We start from the raw sequence: 17,176 nt of genomic DNA, 5'->3' as shown, positions 1-17,176 counted from the left end.
CCGTTCAGGCTGCCGTCGCGCCCCCTGCTCCGGCGGCTGCCCCCACGCGCGACCTCAATTCGCCGGTCGGCATGTGGCTTACCGAGGAGAAGGAAGGCAAGGTCCGCATCGAGCAATGCGGCACCAACCTCTGCGGCTATTCGGTCGACAGCAAGTCGAACCAGAACGGCGAGCAGGTGCTGATCAACATGAAGCCCGGCAAGGACCAGAAATGGTCCGGACGTATCCTCGATCCCAACTCAGGCTCGACCTACGATTCGACGATTGCCATGAAGGGCACCGACCGGCTACGCGTTCAGGGCTGCGCCTTCGGCGGCATGTTCTGCGGCGGCCAGACCTGGACGCGGGTGAACTGAGTTCGGCTCCGGCGCGCCGACCAAAAAAAGGGGCCCGCGATCCGGGCCCGATGCCTCCAGGCATAGCACCATACTGTTGAAAACCAGGACCGCCGCCCGGATGCATTCCATAATATCCACGCATCGGAGCCGCATAAGGACGGCCCGGATATGCGAGCGGTCCAGGGAATGGCGGCATTCCCGGTCCAGGCATCGGTAGCATTCCCGGAGCGCCACCGCGCGGAACTGCAACTAACATCGGTTGCGGACGCGGTTGTTGCGGGCGCATAAAGGCGGAAAGAAGAGCGATTCCCATCATCGCGAAACTTCCCGCTCCCATCTTTGCTTTGTCCGCGGCGACGTGCGCTATCTCACACAGCCTGCTGCTCGCGTGACAGCCCTCACATCGCCGGTTCCTCGTCGATGTCACGATCCCCGCATCATCAATCGCAGGGGCGTGTCATGACGGGATTTCGCAAGGGCCTTTTCGCTACCATTGTCGCCATCGTCTTCCCGTTCACACAGGCAGGCGCTGCGACGAGCAGCTTCGACGGCGCATGGAATGTCCGCATTGTCTCATCGAGCCAGGCTTGCGGCAACGGCGCGACGGTCGCGATCGGGATCAACAACGGTCAGATCGCATCGAGCAGCGCCGCAGTGTCGGCGTCGGGCCGGGTCGCCGAGGCCGGCAACGTCAACGTCACCTTGAGCACCGGCATCAAGCGCGCCGTCGTCTTCGGCCGACTCAGCGGCGCGTCCGGCTCGGGCACCTGGCGCGGCGCGATGTGCACGGGCACCTGGACGGCGGAGCGCATGTAGGTGCCGTGTCCCGGACAAGCGGCAACGCGCATAGCGCGTCGAAGACGCGCGTAAACGCGCTTATGGCGTTGCCGCGCAGAGCCGGGACCCAGCAATTCAGTGTCCAGAGGCTCTGGGCCCCGGCTCGGCGACGCATCGCCTTAAGGCGATGCGTCTTGTCCTGGGCATGAGAGCGTCAGCCGATAGCCGCGCCGTACTCTGCGTCCGTGACCGGCTCCAGCCAGGTCGAGTAGACGCCGTCGAGCGCTTCCTGCATGGCGATGTGGCACATGCCGTTGGTCGGCGAGGCGCCGTGCCAGTGCACTTCACCCGGCGGAATCCAGACGGTGTCGCCGGGACGGATTTCCTGGACCGGGCCGCCCTTGGTCTGAACGCGGCCGACGCCCGAGATGACGTAGAGCGTCTGGCCGAGCGGATGGTGGTGCCAGTTGGTGCGCGCACCCGGCTCGAATGCGACGCGTGAGACGTTCAGCCGCGCAGGCGCCGGGGCCATGTTGATGGGGTCCTGCCACACGGTGCCGGTGAAGTTTTCCTTCGGCGCGCGGCGGGTCGGCCGCGTGCCGGCGAGCGTGATGTCCATGAGAGTCCTCGTTTCCTTGTCCGTTACTTCTTGCTCGCGGCGTAGCGCGCCTTGGTTTCGGCGTTCATGGGATAGAGGCCGGGCAGCACCGCGCCGTTGTTCACCTCATTCACGATCCAGGCTTCCATCCGCTCCTGCTCGACGCCCTCATTGAGGACGTGTTCGAGCATCGCCTGCGGGATCAGCACGCAGCCGTCCTGGTCGGCGACCACGATGTCGTTCGGAAAAACGGCAACGCCGCCGCAGCCGATCGGCTCGCCCCAGCCGACGAAGGTGAGGCCCGCAACCGACGGTGGCGCGGCATAGCCGTCGCACCACACCGGCAAATTGGTGCCGAGCACGCCCTCGACGTCACGTACCACGCCGTCGGTGACGAGCGCAGTGACGCCGCGCTTCATCATGCGGGCGCAGAGAATGTCGCCGAAGATGCCGGCGTCGGTGATGCCCATGGCATCGACCACGGCGATGCAGCCTTCCGGCATCGCCTCGATCGCGGTGCGGGTCGAGATTGGCGACGACCAGGATTCCGGCGTCGCCAGATCCTCGCGCGCCGGCACGAAGCGCAGCGTGAAGGCCGGTCCCACCAGCCGCGGCAAACCGGGGCGCAGCGGACGCGCGCCGCGCATCCACACATTGCGCAGGCCCTTCTTCAGCAGGACCGTGGTGATGGTGGCGGTGGTGATGCCGGCGAGGGTCTTGCGGGCTTCGGGGGACAGCGACATGGACGAGAACGAGCTCCGAGGTGCGGGAAAGAACGCGCGCATCTTGCGAGCCGCGAGCTTTGCGTCAAGGGCCAAGTGGCTAGCAATTGCGCAGGGCCGCCGAGCTGTTATGCGACGCGATAACAAGGGTTTATCGCGCGCCCTTGGATTAATTTATTGGACTTGCGGGCACATTTACGCGAAGCAGGGACAAGCGGAACTCAAGGTCGAGCCCGCATTCCTGAGAAGCCCGATTTCGACAGCGCTCTGACAGCTCAATGGCCGCGACGCTTCCCCCGCCCCGCCTCCTGCCCAGTGGCGACAGTGCCGTCACGGTCGAGTTCAGCCGCACCATCGACGATGATGCCAACCAGCGCGTGCTGGCGCTCGACAAGGCTCTTGCCGCGGCGCCCATCGACGGCATCACCGAGAGCGTGCCGACCTACCGCTCGCTGCTGGTCCACTACGATCCCGGCAAGATCGGCTTCGATGCGCTCGGCGAAAAGATCCTCCCCATCGCCACCCGGCCGCTGCCGCCGGTCACCAAAGCGCGGCGCTGGCGCGTTCCCGTCGCCTATGGCGGCGAGCACGGCATCGACCTCGAGGACGTCGCCAAGACGCTGGGCACCACGCCGGACGACATCGTCATCAGGCATTCGGGCGGCGATTACAAGGTCGCCATGATCGGCTTCACGCCGGGCTGGTCCTATCTCAGCGGCCTCGACAAATTCCTGCACATGTCGCGGCGGCAATCGCCGCGGCTGCTGACGCCGGCCGGCACGATCTCGATCGGCGGCATCCAGGCCGGCATCCAGTGCCTCGCCGCCCCGAGCGGCTGGCACTTGCTCGGCCGCACCCCGGTGCGCACCTATCAGCTCCACCGCAATCCGACCTTCCTCACCGAGCCCGGCGACCGCGTGACGTTCTACGCCATCGACCACAAGACATTCGAGGACATGGACCGCGCCGCGGAAGCCGGCGAGATCGTCGCCGAGCAGGTGGACGCATGAGCCGGCTCGTCGTTGCCAGCATCGGCCCTGCCAGCTCGGTCCAGGACGGCGGCCGCCACGGCGCGCAGCGCTATGGCTTGACGGTGAGCGGGGCGATGGACCGGCTGTCGCTTGCGGCGGCGAACACGCTGGTCGGCAACGAGCCGTTCGCGGCCGCAATCGAGATCGGCCCGTTCGGCGCCTCCTTCACCGCCCGCGACGGCGCCGTGCGCTTGGCGATATCAGGCGCGCCGCGCAATGCGGACGTCGCCGGCAGCCCGGTCGCGATGGACACCTCGGTGACGCTGAAGGACGGCCAGACGCTGACGCTCGGCTTCGCCCGCGGCGGCGCCTTCACCTATCTCGCGATCGAAGGCGCCATCAAGGGCGAGAAGGTGTTCGGCAGCCTCGCGGTGAACGCCCGCGCCGGCCTCGGCAGCCCCTATCCACGCCCACTCCAGGCCGGTGACGAGTTCACTGTCGATGCCGCGAGCGGTGCACCGGAGCTGCGCCTCGAGCTGCCGAGGCCGGCGACAGGTCCGATCCGCGTGCTGCTGGGTCCTCAGGACGACGAGTTCGACGACGCCAACAAGGCGCTGTTCTTAAGTAGTGAGTGGAAGATCTCGGCGACCTCAGACCGTATGGGCTACCGGCTCGAGGGCCCCGCGATCAAGCATCTGCATGGCCACAACATCGTCTCCGACGGCACGGTGAACGGCAGCATCCAGGTGCCCGGCAACGGCGCGCCGATCGCGCTGATGATGGATCGCGGCACCTCCGGCGGCTATCCGAAGATCGCCACCGTGATCACGGCCGACATCGGCCGCCTCGCCCAGACCTCGGCAGGAACCGCGCTCCGCTTCGAGGCGGTCAGCATGGCCGAAGCGCAGGACGAGGCGCGCAAGTTCGCGCAAGCGATCCGCAGCCTGCCCGATCGCCTGCGCTCCTCCGACACCGTCGCGCTCAACATCGAGGCGCTCAGCGATGCTAACGTGGCCGGCTATGCGGTCAGCGCGGTCGATGCCGGGACCTGGCAGGTCACGGCGGAGCCGTAAGCGACAACAAGACCAGAGGCGGAGAGCAACCCATGAAAACAGTCGATCTGAATTGCGACCTCGGCGAAGGTTTTGGCGCGTGGGAGATGGGCAACGACGCCGCCATGATCGAGCTGGCAAGCTCGGTCAACGTCGCCTGCGGCTTCCATGCCGGCGACCCCGACATCATGCGCCGGACGGTGGAGCTGGCGAAGGCGCGCGGCGTCTCGGTCGGCGCGCATCCCGGCTATCGCGACCTGCACGGCTTCGGCCGCCATCCGATCGCGGGGCTCAAGGCCTCCGAGATCGAGAACCTCGTCGCCTACCAGATCGGCGCTTTGCAGGCGATCGCGACCGCGGCCGGCCACAAGGTCACCCATGTGAAGGCGCACGGCGCGCTCTCCAACGTCGCCTGCGAGGACGACATGACGGCGAAGGCGATCGCCGCCGGCATCAAGGCGGTGGATCCCAGCCTGATCTTCGTCGTGCTCGCCAATTCGAAGCTGGTGAAGGCGGGCGAAGAGGCCAACCTGCCGATGGTGCACGAGGTGTTCGCCGATCGCGCCTATGAGGACGACGGCAACCTGGTCTCGCGCAAGAAGCCCGGCGCGGTGCTGCATGACGCCAAGGCGATCGCCGATCGCGTGGTGCGCATGGTGCAGGACGGCGCGGTGGTGTCGGTAACCGGCAAGGTCATCAAGATGCGCACGGATACGGTCTGCATCCACGGCGATACGCCCGGCGCGGTCGAGATCGCGCGGACGTTGCGTCAGGCGTTGAAGGCTGCGGGGATCGAGGTGGCGCCGTTCAAGAGTGGCGCGTGAGGCACGAAAGGTGCCGTAGGTACTGTAGGGTGGGCAAAGCGAAGCGTGCCCACCACCTGTCACGATAGGAAGAGAGGGTGGGCACGGCGCTACGCGCCTTTGCCCACCCTACGAGACCTTCAAAACGGATGCACCGAGAGCGTCCCGAACACAATCGCTGCGATCACCGCAAACGCGCTGTACATCGCAACGTGGTGCATGCTCGCCCCGGTCCGGCGCGAGAGCGAGCGCGCGTAGAAGTGCAGCCTGGCTTCCGCCGATAGTTCGCGCATGGTCGATCTCCAACGCCCCATTTGCGGGAGTATGAAGGATCAACCAGGGCGGGAGGCAAGATGGTGGCAGAAATAGCGATGCGCCTTCTCTGACGGCGCCACATCGCAGATGCAAATTCTCTTTGGGTGCTGGTTCCGAGAATCCTATTCGTTCAAATCCGAGCCAGTTGGAACCGGCTCGGATGACGTCGGGATGACAGCTCTCGTAGGGTGGGCAAAGCGAAGAGTGCCCACCCTTAATAACGGTGGGCACGGCGCGCGAAGGGCGCGCCTTTGCCCACCCTACAGAACCGAGCAAATCGAAACGAATTTCCTCGTCCCGGTCTAGCTGAAGCTCAGTACACGTCAGCCTGGAAGCGGCCGGTCTTCTTGAGCTCGGCGACGAAGCTGACGGCCTCGTCGGTCGAACGTGCCCCGAACTGGGCGACGATGTCGACCAGCGCGCGCTCGACGTCCTTGGCCATGCGCTTGGCATCGCCGCAGATGTAGAGATGTGCGCCCTCGGCGAGCCAGGTCCACAATTCGCGACCGACTTCGCGCATGCGGTCCTGGACGTAGAACTTCTTCTCGCCGTCGCGCGACCAGGCCAGCGACAGTCGCGTCAGCAGACCCGAGGTCTTCATCGCATTGAGCTCGTCCTGGTAGAAGAAGTCGCAATCGCTGCGCTGGTGGCCGAAGAACAGCCAGTTCTTGCCGGGCGCGCCGGTCGCCTTGCGGTCGAACAGGAAGGCGCGGAACGGCGCGATGCCCGTGCCGGGACCGACCATGATGATCGGCGTCTTCGGATCCTGCGGCAGGCCGAAATTGTGCGCCTTCTGCACATAGACCTTGAGCTTCTCGCCCTCGTTGATCCGCTCGCCGAGGAAGGTCGAGGCGACGCCGAGCCGCTTGCGCTTGCCGATGACGTAGCGCACCGAGTCCACCGTGAGTGACAGCTTTCCCGGCGTCGCATTGTGCGAGGACGAGATCGAGTAGAGCCGCGGCTGCAGCGGCTCCAGCGCCTCGACGAAGGCCTCGGGATGCGGCCGCGTGCCGGAAAACTTCTGCAGCGCCGCCATCACGTCGAGGGTCGCGGAATCGCCATCGGGATCCTCGCCTTGCGCCAGCGCCCGCGCCTTCTCGCGGGCCGCGCCGCCGGTGATGAAGGAGATCAGCTCGAACAGGGAGTCGGGCGCCGGCGACAGCGAGACGTCGTCGATCAGCACCTCGCGCAGCGTCTTGCCGTTGACTTTGGTCGTGTGGGAGGCACCGAGCAGCGCGATGACCTGGTCGACGAGGCCGACGTCGTTGCGCGGGAACACGCCGAAGGAATCACCGACGACATAGTCGAGCTTGCTCTCGGAGAGATCGAACTCGATGTGATAGGTTTCCTTCTCCGACTTGCCCTTGTTGAGAAGGCGGCGCGACAGGAAGGTCGCCTGGATCGGATTGTCGCGCGAGCGGCCGGGCTCGGCGATCGTCACGGTCACGGCCGGCGCCGGAGCGTCGGGCTTGTCGGCGGTTTTGGCCGCAGGCGCCTTGTCGAGCTCCTCGTACAGCGACTTCAGCATCCGCGCGGTTTCCTTGCCGCCGGGGACGCAGAGATTGAGCCGCGCTTCGCTGCGGCTCGCGATCGCCTCCGAATAATCCTGGCAATTGTAGCCGCACTGGCCGCAATCCTGCTGTGCCATCGCCGCCATCATCTTGCGGCGCAGGGGACGGCCTTCGGCAAGCTTCATCCGCTCGGCGATCGGCATGGTCTGGTCGTGCCACGGCGCTTCGCCGTCGTCGCCGTCGCCGGCCGGCATGACCGCGGCGCCCTGCTCTGCCGACAGCGGCGTCGCGACATCAGGCGAGAGCAGTCCGGCAAAGAAGCCGTTCAGCCAGGAGCGCTGCGCGTCGGAGAACGGCGCGCTGGCGGGAATGATGTCGAGTTTCGGAGGAGGCGTGATCTGGTTCATGCAGACACCTGTGCATCGGCAAGCTTGCGCAGCGTTTCGCCGTCGTGGCGGCGCGCAAAGGCGAGGAAGCTTTCATCGGGCGAGGCGCGATGGGCGAGATAGGCCTTGAGCAGCGCCTCGACCGTCTTCGGCGCGTCCTCGGCCTTGAGGTCGTGATAGACCTCCTGCCCGACGTCGGCGTCGGGGCCGAACCCGCCGCCGGTGAAGAGATGATAGCCCTCGACCGTGTCTTCCTCGCCGACCGGCACGCGTGCGCCAATCAGTCCGATGTCGCTGATGTAGTGCTGCGCGCAGGAATGATGGCATCCGGTCAAATGGATATTGACCGGTTTGTCCATGGCGACGCGCGGCTCGCACCAATCACCGATCTCGGCGGCATTACGCTTGGTGTTGGACGCCGCGAAACGGCAGCCGGCATTGCCGGTGCACGCAATCAGGCCGGCGCGGATGTGCGAGGCCTCGACCGCGAGCCCGATCTGCTTGATGGCGGCAATGGCGAGCTCGACATTCTCGTCGCGCACGCCTGATATCAAGAGGTTCTGCCAGACCGTGAGCCGGATCTCGCCGTCACCGAGATCCTGCGCGACCTTGGCGAGGCCCCGCATCTGATCGGAGCTGAGCTTGCCGAGCGTCAGCGATACGCCGATCCAGTTGAGGCCGTCCTGCTTCTGCTTGTGCACGCCGATATGGGCCATGCGGTCCGCAGCGGGGCGCGGTGCAAACGCCTCTTCCGGCACGCGCGTGAACGGCGTCTTCAACCGCTCCTCGACCAGCTTGAGAAAGCCGTCATGGCCCATCGCGTCGAGCACGTATTTCAGCCGCGCCTTGTTGCGGTTGGTGCGGTCGCCATGCTCGATGAACACGCGCACGATGGCGTCGGCAATTGCGGTCGCCTGCTCCGGCCTGACGATGATGCCGGAATATTTCGCAAAATCCTTGTGGCCGGTGATGCCGCCCAGGCCGAGCCGGAACCAGACGCCCGGCTCGACGCCGAAGCCGTCCTTCACCTCATAGGCCGTGAAGGCGATATCGTTGGTCTCTTCCAGCACCGCGATCCTGCCGGCGCCGTCGAAGGCGACGTTGAATTTGCGCGGCAGGCCGTAGAGCGAGCGGTCGTTGAGGATGTGATAGTGCCACTCGCGCGCATAGGGCCGCGTGTCGATGATCTCCTGCGGATCGATGCCGGCGGTCGGCGTTCCCGTCACGTTGCGGATGTTGTCGGCGCCGGAGCCGCGCGAGCACAGGCCGAGGTCCTGGATGCCCTCGATCATTCTGACCGCGTGCTTCGGCGGGATCTCGCGCAGCTGGAGATTGGCGCGCGTGGTGACGTGGCTGTAGGGACCGCAGAGCTCGGCGGCGAGATCGGCAAGGCCCGACAGCTGCCAATGCTTCATGATGCCGTTCGGGATGCGCAGGCGGCACATGTAGGAGTCCTGCGTCGGGGCGACGTAGAAGATGCCGTAATAGCGCCAGCGGAAATTGTCCGCCGGGCTCGGCGGGGTGTTGTCGAGGGCCTGCTGGCGCAGCCGCGGATAGGCGTCGAAGGGATGCTCGTCGCGCTTGAACTTCTCCTGGTCGGCGAGCTTCTTGCCCGACGCGATGACCTTGTCCTGCGCCTTGAGGTGCGCGGCATCGGGACCAACAGGCTCGGCATTCGCCTTGCCGCTGCCGACGCCAAGGCCGCGGCCGACGCGGCTGATCTGCAGGCCGGTCGTGAAGCCTTCGAGATAGCGTTTCTGCTCGTCGGTAAAGTCGACTGAGAGCGTATCGATTTTCATGGTCGGTAACGAAGCTCCTGCGGCCACCCTCGGTGGCTTCGACGGATTGCGCGACCCGCGAGGAACGTCTGGCTGGCTCAGGAGCCGGCATCGTCACCCACGGTCCGATCAGCTTCGTTGCTGCGGGACTTGGCTCAGCAGGCACCTATGACAAGCTGGCCGCAGCGCAACATTCAAGTTGCGTGCCAGCTTGGCGCAAATCGAAAATCATGAATTTTCAGATGGTTATAACGAGGGATGACAAATGCCGGCGCGGGAACTCACCCGAAATTCGAGCATTCAGCTCAAACATTAGCCAACCAACTCACATGCTCAAAACCGAAGCAATTTCGAATCAGGCTTTCCAGCGTCCGACCCCGAAGGCCTCGAGATGTCCGCGGATATCGGCCGGGTCGAAAGTCGGCCCGGCGAAGGCGCCGAACGCTGCGGGAGCCTCGGCCGGCGCCTTGTTGCCGAGCGCCGCGTCGTAGAGATCGGGCCTGAACACCGCCATCGCCGTCTTGACGCCGTCGGGAGTGAGCGCCGTTTGGCCCCAGCGCACCATCTGCGCATAGAGCCAGGCGGCCTGGACCGGATCGGGCCGCCCTGCCCCTTCGCGTCCGACCAGCAGGTAGCGGCTGCTTTCGCGGAAGGTGCCATCGGGCGAGATCTTCAGGCGCCCGGTGAGAGTGCGCTGGATGACCTCGGCGTCGACGCCGATCCGTTCCGGCTGCGCCAGGATTTGCGCCGCCTCGGTCCGGTTCTCGGGATGCTCGATGAACTCGGCGGCTTTCACGGCGGCCCGCACCAAGGCTGCGACCACCTCCGGGTTCTTGTCGGCCCAAGTCTGGCGGACCGCCAGCACCTTCTCCGCTGCCCGGACCAGGATGTCGGAGACGAAGTGCAGGATGTGGCCGATGCCGAGATCGACCGCGACCGAGTTCCAGGGCGCGCCGACGCAGAACGCATCGACATGGCCGTTCTTGAGACTGTCGACCATATAGGGCGGCGGCAGCACCACGAGGCGCACATCCTCGTCGGGATCGACGCCCGCCGCGGCCATCCAGAACCGCAATTGATAATTGTGGGTCGAGAACGGAAAGGTCATGCCGAAGGTCAGCGGCTCCGCACCGGCCTTGCGCCTGACGGCAACGACCTTCGCCAACGCTTTCGCCGTCGCCATCGGATCGAAACGGTCGCCGTCGATCTCCTCCATCAGCGCGGCATGAAGCGCCGGCGACACCGTGATGGCGTTGCCGTTGATGCCGAGATTGAAGGGCGCGGCGATCGGCACCTTGACGTGACCGAGCCCGAGCGAGGACGCGATCGCGACGGGCGCCAGCAGATGCGCAGCGTCGAACAGGCCGATATTGAGCTTGTCGCGGACGTTCGACCAGGAGACTTCGCGCACGAGCTCGACATCGAGCCCTTCAGTGGCGGCAAATCCCTTGTCGACGGCGACGATCAGCGCGGCAGCATCGACCAGCGGAATGAACCCGATGCGGAGGGTAGCAGTCATTTCAGCATCTCCGACGCGGTGATGATCGACTGCGCGATCTCGCCGATTTTCTTCTTCTCGCGCATCGCGGTGGAACGCAGCAGCACATAGGCCTCGTCCTCGGTCAGGCCCTTCACCTTCATCAGGATGCCCTTGGCGCGCTCGATGATCTTGCGGTCCTCGAGTTGCGACTTGGTGCGCTCCAGCTCCTCCTGGAGCTTGGCGAAGGCGTTGAAGCGGGACACGCAGAGGTCGAGGATCGGCTTGATGCGCTCCTTCTTCAGCCCGTCGACGATATAGGCCGACACCCCCGCCTCGACCGAGGCCTGGATCGAGGCTGAATCGCTCTGGTCGACGAACATCGCGACCGGCCGCTTCACCGCGCGGCTGACCTGGAACATCGCCTCCAGCACGTCGCGGCTGGGGTTTTCGAGATCGATCACGATGATGTCGGGGTCCGCCGCATAAATGCGGGCCAAGAGGCTCTGCATCTCGCTGATATGGACGACCTGGGTGAATCCGGCTTCGCGCAACCCCTCCTCCAGGATCGCGGCCCGGATCGGGCTTTCGTCGACGATCACGATTTTGGGCGACTGTTCGGCGCTCATGGCTCACTCGCGGCAGGTGATTCATCCATAGCACGCCCGCGAACCATGCAAAGGGTTGTAATTATGGGCAACTGGAACTAGCACAGGCCGGTCAATCAGGCAGATCAGATATGGATCAGACGGCTGCGCCCAAGGTCAGCTTCGTGTCGCTCGGGTGCGCCTGAGCTTTGGAGCCGCCCACTCGCGAGTAAACGCTCGCGCAGGGTCAGCTTTCGGCTGCGCAGCAGAACTTACGCTCTCACGGAATCTTCGCGCCAGCGATCATCTTTTCGATAACTGGCACGGCGGCCAGCACCGCCGTCTCGTTGCGGCCGGAGACCGCTAGCCGCACGACGTAGGAATTGCCGTCCTGGTCGAGATCGGCGTAATGCGCGATCACTTCAACCGGCTGGTCCTTCAGGGACGGATTGTCGTAGCGGTTGATGATGACCTTGGGGTTGACCGACGGAAGCGTGGCGATCTTGGCATTCTTGCCGGATGTCGTCGCCCAATCCTTATCGCTCGTTGCGACCCATTGAACCAATTCGGTCTGCTCCTTGTTGTAGCGGCCTTCGGCATAGATGATCACTTCGGCCTTCCCGAAAGTCTTCCCGTTGGGCACGAACATCGAGGCGCCGTACTTGAGGCTCGCGGCCTCGTCCCTCCTCCACCCATCGGGGACCTTCACGCGTGGCCTGAATTCCGGACACAATCGTTCCTGCCGATCGCAGACATGGATGAACTTGTCGACTTCAGCTCGCGCCGGGAACATCGCGCCATAGGAAACGGTAACGAAAACCATGCCGAGGATGAAGCGGCGCATCGTGGTTAAGCTCCGTGAAATCAAGCAAGAAACCGAATAACAACCAAAACGGGCATGACCGAGCAATTCACATCGGATCCTCCACTCGCTCGATCCGAATGAGCTTCCAGGCTAAGGAACCCTCGGTCAGTCCATACCTTCCCTGGTGATTGGCCGATCACGCCAAATACGTGCGAGTACTGCTTTAGCATCGCGCCGCATACGTTAGTTATTGAGTTTCGCCATCGGTTCAATTACTTGGATCGCAAATCCGGACAATTCAGATAGGCTCCAGGCGATTACATGGACAGAGCGCCGCGCATTTCATTCACGTCACTCGGCTGCCCCAAGGCCTTGGTGGATTCCGAGCGCATCATCACGCGCCTGCGCGCGGAGGGCTACGAGCTCGCCCGCAAGCATGACGGAGCGGACATCGTCATCGTCAACACCTGCGGCTTCCTCGACAGCGCCAAGCACGAATCCCTCTCGGCGATCGGCGAGGCCATGGCCGAGAACGGCAGGGTGATCGTGACAGGCTGCATGGGCGCGGAACCGGAAGCGATCGAGCAGGCCTATCCGGGCGTGCTCTCCATCACCGGCCCGCAGCAATACGAGAGCGTGCTCGATGCCGTGCACCGTGCGCTGCCGCCGGCGCACAATCCGCATCTCGACCTGGTGCCGCCGCAGGGCATCAAGCTGACGCCGCGCCACTACGCGTACCTGAAGATCTCCGAGGGCTGCAACAATCGCTGCACCTTCTGCATCATCCCGAAGCTGCGCGGCGACCTGGTCTCGCGCCCCGCCAACGACGTGCTGCGCGAGGCCGAGCGCCTGGTCGGCGCCGGCGTCAAGGAGCTCCTGGTGATCTCGCAGGACACTTCGGCCTATGGCGTCGATTTGAAATATGCCGAGAGCCCGTGGAAGGACCGCCAGGTCCGCGCCAAATTCCTCGATCTTGCGCGCGAGCTCGGCGAGTTGGGTGCCTGGGTCCGGCTGCAATATGTCTACCCCTACCCGCATGTCGACGAGGTCATCGCGCTGATGAACGAGGGCAAGGTGCTGCCCTATCTCGACATCCCGTTCCAGCATGCGAGCCCCGAGGTGCTGAAGGCGATGAAGCGTCCGGCCGCGCAGGACAAGACGCTGGCGCGGATCAAGCGCTGGCGCGAGGAATGTCCCGATCTCGCCTTGCGCTCGACCTTCATCGTTGGCTTCCCCGGCGAGACCGATGCCGACTTCACCTACTTGCTCGACTGGCTCGATGAGGCCGAGATCGACCGCGTTGGCTGCTTCAAATACGAGCCGGTCGCCGGCGCCACTTCGAACGCGATCGAGAATCCCGTCCCCGAAGAGGTCAAGCAGGAGCGCTACAACGCGCTGATGGCCCGGCAGCAGAAGATCTCGGCGCGCCGGCTGAAGCGCAAGGTCGGCACGCGCCAGCAGATCATCATCGACGAGGTCGGCCCGACCGTGGCGAAAGGCCGCTCCAAGGCCGATGCGCCGGAGATCGACGGTGCGGTGTATCTCTCCAGCCGCCGCCCGCTCCGTGTCGGCGAGATCGTCACCGCGAAAATCGAGCGGGCGGATCAGTACGACTTGCACGGCAGCGTCGCGGGGTTCTGACTCTTCCGTCATTGCGAGCGCAGCGAAGCAATCCAGAATCCCTCCGCGGAAACAGTCTGGATTGCTTCGCTACGCTCGCAATGACGATAGGGATGCAGTCAGGCCTCACGCGCGGAAAACACCTCCTTGGCTGCGAACAGCCCGTTCACGGCCGCCGGGAAGCCCGCATAGACGGCCATCTGCATGATGATCTCCACGATCTCGTCGCGAGACAGCCCGACGTTCAGGCCCGCCTCGATGTGCACTTTGAGCTGAGGCGCGGCATTTCCGAGCGCCGTCAGCGCGGCGATCGTTGCGATCTCCCGATCGCGCAGGCCGAGGTCCGGGCGGCTGTAAATGTCGCCGAAGGGAAACTCGATCACGTATCGTGCGAAATCCGGAGCGATGTCGGCGAGTGAGGCGACCACCTTCTCGCCGGCTCTGCCGTCAATGCGCGACAGGGCCCGCTGGCCGCGATCGAAGCGGCTTTCGGCTTCTTGGGCGTGCGTCATTTTGCTTCGTCCTCTGTTTATCGCTGGCATAGCCGGCGATCTTGGTATCAAGGACGAGCAGGCATTCCCTGAGTTCGGCAAGCTGCGTGCGAACCCGTTCCCGGTGGATTTCCAGCATCTGCCGTCGGGCTGCACCGGTGGCTTCGCCTTCATCACGAAGCGCCGCATAGCGCAACATGTCCCGGATCGGCATTCCCGTGGTCTTGAGCCGACCGATGAATGTGATCCATGTGAGGATCGACGCGTCAAAGTCACGCTGGCCGGAACGATCCCGGTCTGCGTATGGCAGCAGCCCGATGCGCTCGTAATAGCGCAACGTGTGAGCCGACAAGCCGGTTCGCTTTGCGAGGTCGCCGATCTTCATGTGTGCCCGTTCTCGTACTGACGCACGTACAGATACCCCTTCGAGCGCACTCTAAGTCAAGGGGGATCGCAATCGGGATCGAAGGGTGCCGTTCCCGCGCGGTCAAGATGGAACGATAGCAGAAGTTTTCGGCGCACCGGCTGGACGGACGCAGCGCAGGGTTTCAGGCTTCAGGCTTCTGCCAGCCATTTCGGCACCCAGCGCTCCGGGCGCGGGGCGCGGGCGAGATCGGCCCTGGCTTCGACAAGCATGGCCGGTTCGCCGTCGATGGTCGGGCGCGCATCGTATTCGAAGCTCGGCATGACGCGACCATCGGCGTAGAGTCCGAACCTCATCGCATACCATAACCCGAGCTCAGGCTGAGCCTTCCACGTCTGTTCGCGCAGCTCGCGCAGCAGAGATTCGATCGATGCGGCTTCCTCGAACGGCTGCGGCCCCTGCTTGAGGATTCGCGCCTGGTATTGCTTGCCGACGATCGCGACCTCGAAACGCGTATTATCCCAGGCATTCTTGCCCTTGGGCAGATGGGCAGCCAGCCGCCAGCCGAGTTCGGCCATCATGCGATGGTTAGCCCAATAATCCTCGCGGTCCCGGCTCCATTTTTCCATGAAGCCGCGGAAGTCGGGCAGCTCCGATGCATCCTCGTCCGGCGCAGCCGCCTCGCCCGTCGGCCGTTCGGCGAGCCATTGCGCCAGCTCGACGGTCTGGCACTCGACCTCGTCGTGCGGCTTGAGATCGCCCCAGGCCTTGTCGAAAGCTTGCGACGTCAGCTTGGCAAGCAGCCCGTCGAGGCTTGGCGCCAGCAATTCGTAATCGCCCTCGGATCCCAGTCCGACGATCGGCGGGTTGTCACGGTCAAGGCCGGCGCCATACCAGCCGCCGACGGCCGAGCCGTCCGGCAGCCGCATGAACAGCGAAAACCTTTCGCGCAAGGGACTGCCGTCGACGATCGGCGCGGAATCCGAGAATTGGCCCTGCAGCGAGAAGCAGCCGACGCTGCCCCAGGGACGCCCTTTGAGCCAGGCCGCAAAGTCGACCAGCAGCGGCGGCGCCTCGATGCCAGGCGGAAACGCGCCGCGGATGCTGTCGAGGTCGATCGGATAGGGCGTATCGGACAAGGCTTTGAGCTATCTGGTTGGTCCCGCCTTCTTGGTCTGGGCGGTGGTGCATTCGGTTCGAACCAAGTCGCGTCCTTCGATCACAAACACGCTAGAGGCGCAATGGTTTCGACGCAGGAAACAATGAAACACGATGAAACGTCAGGGATTTTCCTCAAGCTGTCCGCAATCGTCCTGACGATGGCCCTGCTCGCGCTACCGGACCCCGCCAACGCGCGATCGCCATCCGTCGCGCAGGCCCGCCAGTGGTGCTTCGCCGACGATGGCGCAGGCAGCGACGAGCGGCGCTTCGCCGGCTGCTCGGCCCTGCTCAAGGCCAATCCCAACGATGTGCATGCGCTCGCCAATCGCGGAGAAATGTTTCGGCGACGTGGCGAGGCCGAGCGCGCCGTGGCCGACTTCAGCCGCGCCATCGACCTCGATGCCAGGGATCCCGACCTCCTGTACAATCGCGGCATCGCCTATGACGATCTCGGCGACGCCGACCGCGCCATTGCCGACTATACGCGCGCCATTCGGCTGAACGCCCGCGACCCGCTCTATTTCAACAACCGCGGCAACTCCCACATTCACAAGAAGGCCTACGAGCTCGCGATGGCCGACTACGATCAGGCTATCAAGCTCGATCCGAAATTCGCGCTCGCCTATTTCAATCGCGGCACCGCCTTCAGCAACCACGGCGACGATGCGAGCGCACTTGCGGACCTCGATCTGTCGATCAAGTTCAATCCGAACTACGGGCCAGCCTACGGCAACCGCGCCCGCATCTATCGCGACCGCGGCGACCGCCCCCGAGCGCTGGCCGATTTCGCCAGATCGATCGATCTCAGTCCGAACAACGACCGCGACTTCTATGCGCGCGCGAACATGTATTTCGATGCGCACGATTATGCGCTGGCGCTCGACGATTACGACCGCTCCATCAGAGCGAATGCGAACCGGGCTGACGTGTTCAATTCGCGCTGCTTCACCCGCGCGATCGTCGGCCGGCTGCAGGAGGCGCTGGCCGATTGCGAGCAGTCGCTGAAGATGGCTCCCAACGATGCCGAGACGCTGGACAGCCGCGCCCTCGCCCATCTCAAGCTCGGCAACCTCGACGCGGCGATTGCCGACTATGATGCCGCGCTGAGCATCAAGCCGAGGCTCGACGGCTCGCTCTACGGTCGCGGACTGGCGAAGCGCAGGAAGGGTGACAGTGACGGCGCCGAGCGCGACATCGCGGCCGCCAAGGCAATCAACGTCGGCATCGCCGATGTGTTCTCGCATTACGGCGTCGAGTAATCGTCACGCAGGGATGTGGCACTTCAATCCATTCACGCAGGGGCACCGCGATTGCGGACGCGGATTGGGGCGACGACGAGGCGGAGGAAGCCGCGCACCGACCTGACCGATGCACGCTCGGCGAGCATCCTGCAAAAAGCCTGCTTGACAAGTGCTGCCGT

At 64.6% G+C, this 17,176-nt stretch carries 18 protein-coding genes; 7 read left to right on the top strand and 11 right to left on the bottom strand.

Features of this window, described 5'->3' with window-relative positions; translation table 11 throughout:
- A partial coding sequence (locus tag XI05_RS25360; protein WP_271506897.1) for a DUF2147 domain-containing protein occupies positions 1-356 on the top strand: 356 nt, incomplete at its 5' end.
- Positions 357-797: 441 nt separating this feature from the next.
- Positions 798-1,154: a hypothetical protein gene (locus tag XI05_RS25355; protein WP_271506895.1), complete on the top strand. Its 357-nt coding sequence runs from the start codon at positions 798-800 to the stop codon at positions 1,152-1,154.
- Positions 1,155-1,329: 175 nt separating this feature from the next.
- Here the strand turns inward: XI05_RS25355 and XI05_RS25350 are convergent, their stop codons facing one another.
- Both XI05_RS25350 and XI05_RS25345 read right to left on the bottom strand, forming a co-directional pair.
- Positions 1,330-1,734 carry a (R)-mandelonitrile lyase gene (locus XI05_RS25350; protein ID WP_212257108.1) on the bottom strand — a complete coding sequence of 135 codons (405 nt, stop codon included), beginning with the start codon at positions 1,732-1,734 and terminating at the stop codon, positions 1,330-1,332.
- 23 nt (positions 1,735-1,757) lie between these two features.
- Positions 1,758-2,456: a ribonuclease activity regulator RraA gene (locus tag XI05_RS25345; protein WP_027536148.1), complete on the bottom strand. Its 699-nt coding sequence runs from the start codon at positions 2,454-2,456 to the stop codon at positions 1,758-1,760.
- 257 nt (positions 2,457-2,713) lie between these two features.
- On the opposite strand from XI05_RS25345, the gene pxpB reads away from it, so the two are divergent.
- Genes pxpB through XI05_RS25330 form a run of 3 tightly spaced genes read left to right on the top strand, consistent with a single transcriptional unit; the run spans position 2,714 to position 5,282 of the window.
- The gene (gene pxpB / locus XI05_RS25340; protein WP_271506893.1) at positions 2,714-3,445 is read left to right on the top strand and encodes a 5-oxoprolinase subunit PxpB; all 732 of its coding nucleotides are present in this window, start codon (positions 2,714-2,716) and stop codon (positions 3,443-3,445) included.
- Positions 3,442-4,479 carry a biotin-dependent carboxyltransferase family protein gene (locus XI05_RS25335; RefSeq protein WP_271506891.1) on the top strand — a complete coding sequence of 346 codons (1,038 nt, stop codon included), beginning with the start codon at positions 3,442-3,444 and terminating at the stop codon, positions 4,477-4,479. The genes pxpB and XI05_RS25335 overlap by 4 nt, the downstream gene beginning before the upstream one ends.
- A gap of 32 nt (positions 4,480-4,511) precedes the next feature.
- The gene (locus tag XI05_RS25330) at positions 4,512-5,282 is read left to right on the top strand and encodes a LamB/YcsF family protein (RefSeq protein ID WP_271506889.1); all 771 of its coding nucleotides are present in this window, start codon (positions 4,512-4,514) and stop codon (positions 5,280-5,282) included.
- Positions 5,283-5,401: 119 nt separating this feature from the next.
- On the opposite strand, the gene XI05_RS25325 is transcribed toward XI05_RS25330, so the two are convergent.
- From XI05_RS25325 to XI05_RS25300, 6 genes are all read right to left on the bottom strand, one after another.
- Positions 5,402-5,554: a hypothetical protein gene (locus tag XI05_RS25325; protein ID WP_036028094.1), complete on the bottom strand. Its 153-nt coding sequence runs from the start codon at positions 5,552-5,554 to the stop codon at positions 5,402-5,404.
- A 335-nt stretch (positions 5,555-5,889) separates the two neighbouring features.
- Positions 5,890-7,494, bottom strand: coding sequence for a sulfite reductase subunit alpha (locus XI05_RS25320; RefSeq protein ID WP_271506888.1), 1,605 nt, complete (start codon positions 7,492-7,494; stop codon positions 5,890-5,892).
- The gene (locus tag XI05_RS25315; RefSeq protein WP_271506886.1) at positions 7,491-9,272 is read right to left on the bottom strand and encodes a NirA family protein; all 1,782 of its coding nucleotides are present in this window, start codon (positions 9,270-9,272) and stop codon (positions 7,491-7,493) included. Before XI05_RS25315 ends, XI05_RS25320 begins: the two co-directional genes overlap by 4 nt.
- A gap of 334 nt (positions 9,273-9,606) precedes the next feature.
- On the bottom strand, positions 9,607-10,770 hold the full coding sequence (locus XI05_RS25310) for a CmpA/NrtA family ABC transporter substrate-binding protein (protein WP_271506884.1): 1,164 nt from the start codon (positions 10,768-10,770) through the stop codon (positions 9,607-9,609).
- Complete coding sequence (locus tag XI05_RS25305; RefSeq protein ID WP_036012463.1) at positions 10,767-11,357, bottom strand: ANTAR domain-containing response regulator; 591 nt, start codon at positions 11,355-11,357, stop codon at positions 10,767-10,769. The genes XI05_RS25310 and XI05_RS25305 overlap by 4 nt, the downstream gene beginning before the upstream one ends.
- Positions 11,358-11,595: 238 nt before the next feature.
- A complete protein-coding gene (locus tag XI05_RS25300) occupies positions 11,596-12,159 on the bottom strand; it encodes a hypothetical protein (protein ID WP_271506915.1) in 564 nt (187 codons plus the stop codon).
- Positions 12,160-12,441: 282 nt separating this feature from the next.
- Here XI05_RS25300 and rimO point away from each other — a divergent pair, with 282 nt between their 5' ends.
- Positions 12,442-13,761: a 30S ribosomal protein S12 methylthiotransferase RimO gene (gene rimO, locus XI05_RS25295; protein WP_260379202.1), complete on the top strand. Its 1,320-nt coding sequence runs from the start codon at positions 12,442-12,444 to the stop codon at positions 13,759-13,761.
- Positions 13,762-13,859: 98 nt separating this feature from the next.
- On the opposite strand, the gene XI05_RS25290 is transcribed toward rimO, so the two are convergent.
- The 3 genes from XI05_RS25290 to XI05_RS25280 all read right to left on the bottom strand — a co-directional run bounded on the left by XI05_RS25290 (position 13,860) and on the right by XI05_RS25280 (position 15,734).
- The gene (locus tag XI05_RS25290) at positions 13,860-14,252 is read right to left on the bottom strand and encodes a carboxymuconolactone decarboxylase family protein (RefSeq protein ID WP_172783773.1); all 393 of its coding nucleotides are present in this window, start codon (positions 14,250-14,252) and stop codon (positions 13,860-13,862) included.
- Positions 14,188-14,616 (bottom strand): MerR family transcriptional regulator, encoded by a 429-nt coding sequence (locus XI05_RS25285; protein WP_271506882.1) that lies wholly within the window; start codon positions 14,614-14,616, stop codon positions 14,188-14,190. Before XI05_RS25285 ends, XI05_RS25290 begins: the two co-directional genes overlap by 65 nt.
- A gap of 170 nt (positions 14,617-14,786) precedes the next feature.
- On the bottom strand, positions 14,787-15,734 hold the full coding sequence (locus XI05_RS25280; protein ID WP_271506880.1) for a hypothetical protein: 948 nt from the start codon (positions 15,732-15,734) through the stop codon (positions 14,787-14,789).
- A 123-nt stretch (positions 15,735-15,857) separates the two neighbouring features.
- On the opposite strand from XI05_RS25280, the gene XI05_RS25275 reads away from it, so the two are divergent.
- On the top strand, positions 15,858-17,015 hold the full coding sequence (locus XI05_RS25275) for a tetratricopeptide repeat protein (protein ID WP_271506878.1): 1,158 nt from the start codon (positions 15,858-15,860) through the stop codon (positions 17,013-17,015).
- Positions 17,016-17,176 lie beyond the last annotated feature (161 nt).

The organism is Bradyrhizobium sp. CCBAU 11357 (assembly GCF_028128865.1).
GTDB lineage: Bacteria > Pseudomonadota > Alphaproteobacteria > Rhizobiales > Xanthobacteraceae > Bradyrhizobium.
This window is presented reverse-complemented; position numbering and strand designations above follow the sequence as displayed.

Coding starts and splice junctions, on each gene's coding strand:
- XI05_RS25320 (WP_271506888.1), bottom strand. CDS start 7,494: ATGAACCAGATCACGCCTCCTCCGAAACTCGACATCATTCCCGCCAGC.
- XI05_RS25330 (WP_271506889.1), top strand. CDS start 4,512: ATGAAAACAGTCGATCTGAATTGCGACCTCGGCGAAGGTTTTGGCGCG.
- XI05_RS25275 (WP_271506878.1), top strand. CDS start 15,858: ATGAAACACGATGAAACGTCAGGGATTTTCCTCAAGCTGTCCGCAATC.
- XI05_RS25355 (WP_271506895.1), top strand. CDS start 798: ATGACGGGATTTCGCAAGGGCCTTTTCGCTACCATTGTCGCCATCGTC.
- XI05_RS25335 (WP_271506891.1), top strand. CDS start 3,442: ATGAGCCGGCTCGTCGTTGCCAGCATCGGCCCTGCCAGCTCGGTCCAG.
- XI05_RS25315 (WP_271506886.1), bottom strand. CDS start 9,272: ATGAAAATCGATACGCTCTCAGTCGACTTTACCGACGAGCAGAAACGC.
- XI05_RS25310 (WP_271506884.1), bottom strand. CDS start 10,770: ATGACTGCTACCCTCCGCATCGGGTTCATTCCGCTGGTCGATGCTGCC.
- XI05_RS25345 (WP_027536148.1), bottom strand. CDS start 2,456: ATGTCGCTGTCCCCCGAAGCCCGCAAGACCCTCGCCGGCATCACCACC.
- pxpB (WP_271506893.1), top strand. CDS start 2,714: ATGGCCGCGACGCTTCCCCCGCCCCGCCTCCTGCCCAGTGGCGACAGT.
- XI05_RS25285 (WP_271506882.1), bottom strand. CDS start 14,616: ATGAAGATCGGCGACCTCGCAAAGCGAACCGGCTTGTCGGCTCACACG.
- XI05_RS25325 (WP_036028094.1), bottom strand. CDS start 5,554: ATGCGCGAACTATCGGCGGAAGCCAGGCTGCACTTCTACGCGCGCTCG.
- XI05_RS25305 (WP_036012463.1), bottom strand. CDS start 11,357: ATGAGCGCCGAACAGTCGCCCAAAATCGTGATCGTCGACGAAAGCCCG.
- rimO (WP_260379202.1), top strand. CDS start 12,442: ATGGACAGAGCGCCGCGCATTTCATTCACGTCACTCGGCTGCCCCAAG.
- XI05_RS25350 (WP_212257108.1), bottom strand. CDS start 1,734: ATGGACATCACGCTCGCCGGCACGCGGCCGACCCGCCGCGCGCCGAAG.
- XI05_RS25290 (WP_172783773.1), bottom strand. CDS start 14,252: ATGACGCACGCCCAAGAAGCCGAAAGCCGCTTCGATCGCGGCCAGCGG.
- XI05_RS25300 (WP_271506915.1), bottom strand. CDS start 12,159: ATGCGCCGCTTCATCCTCGGCATGGTTTTCGTTACCGTTTCCTATGGC.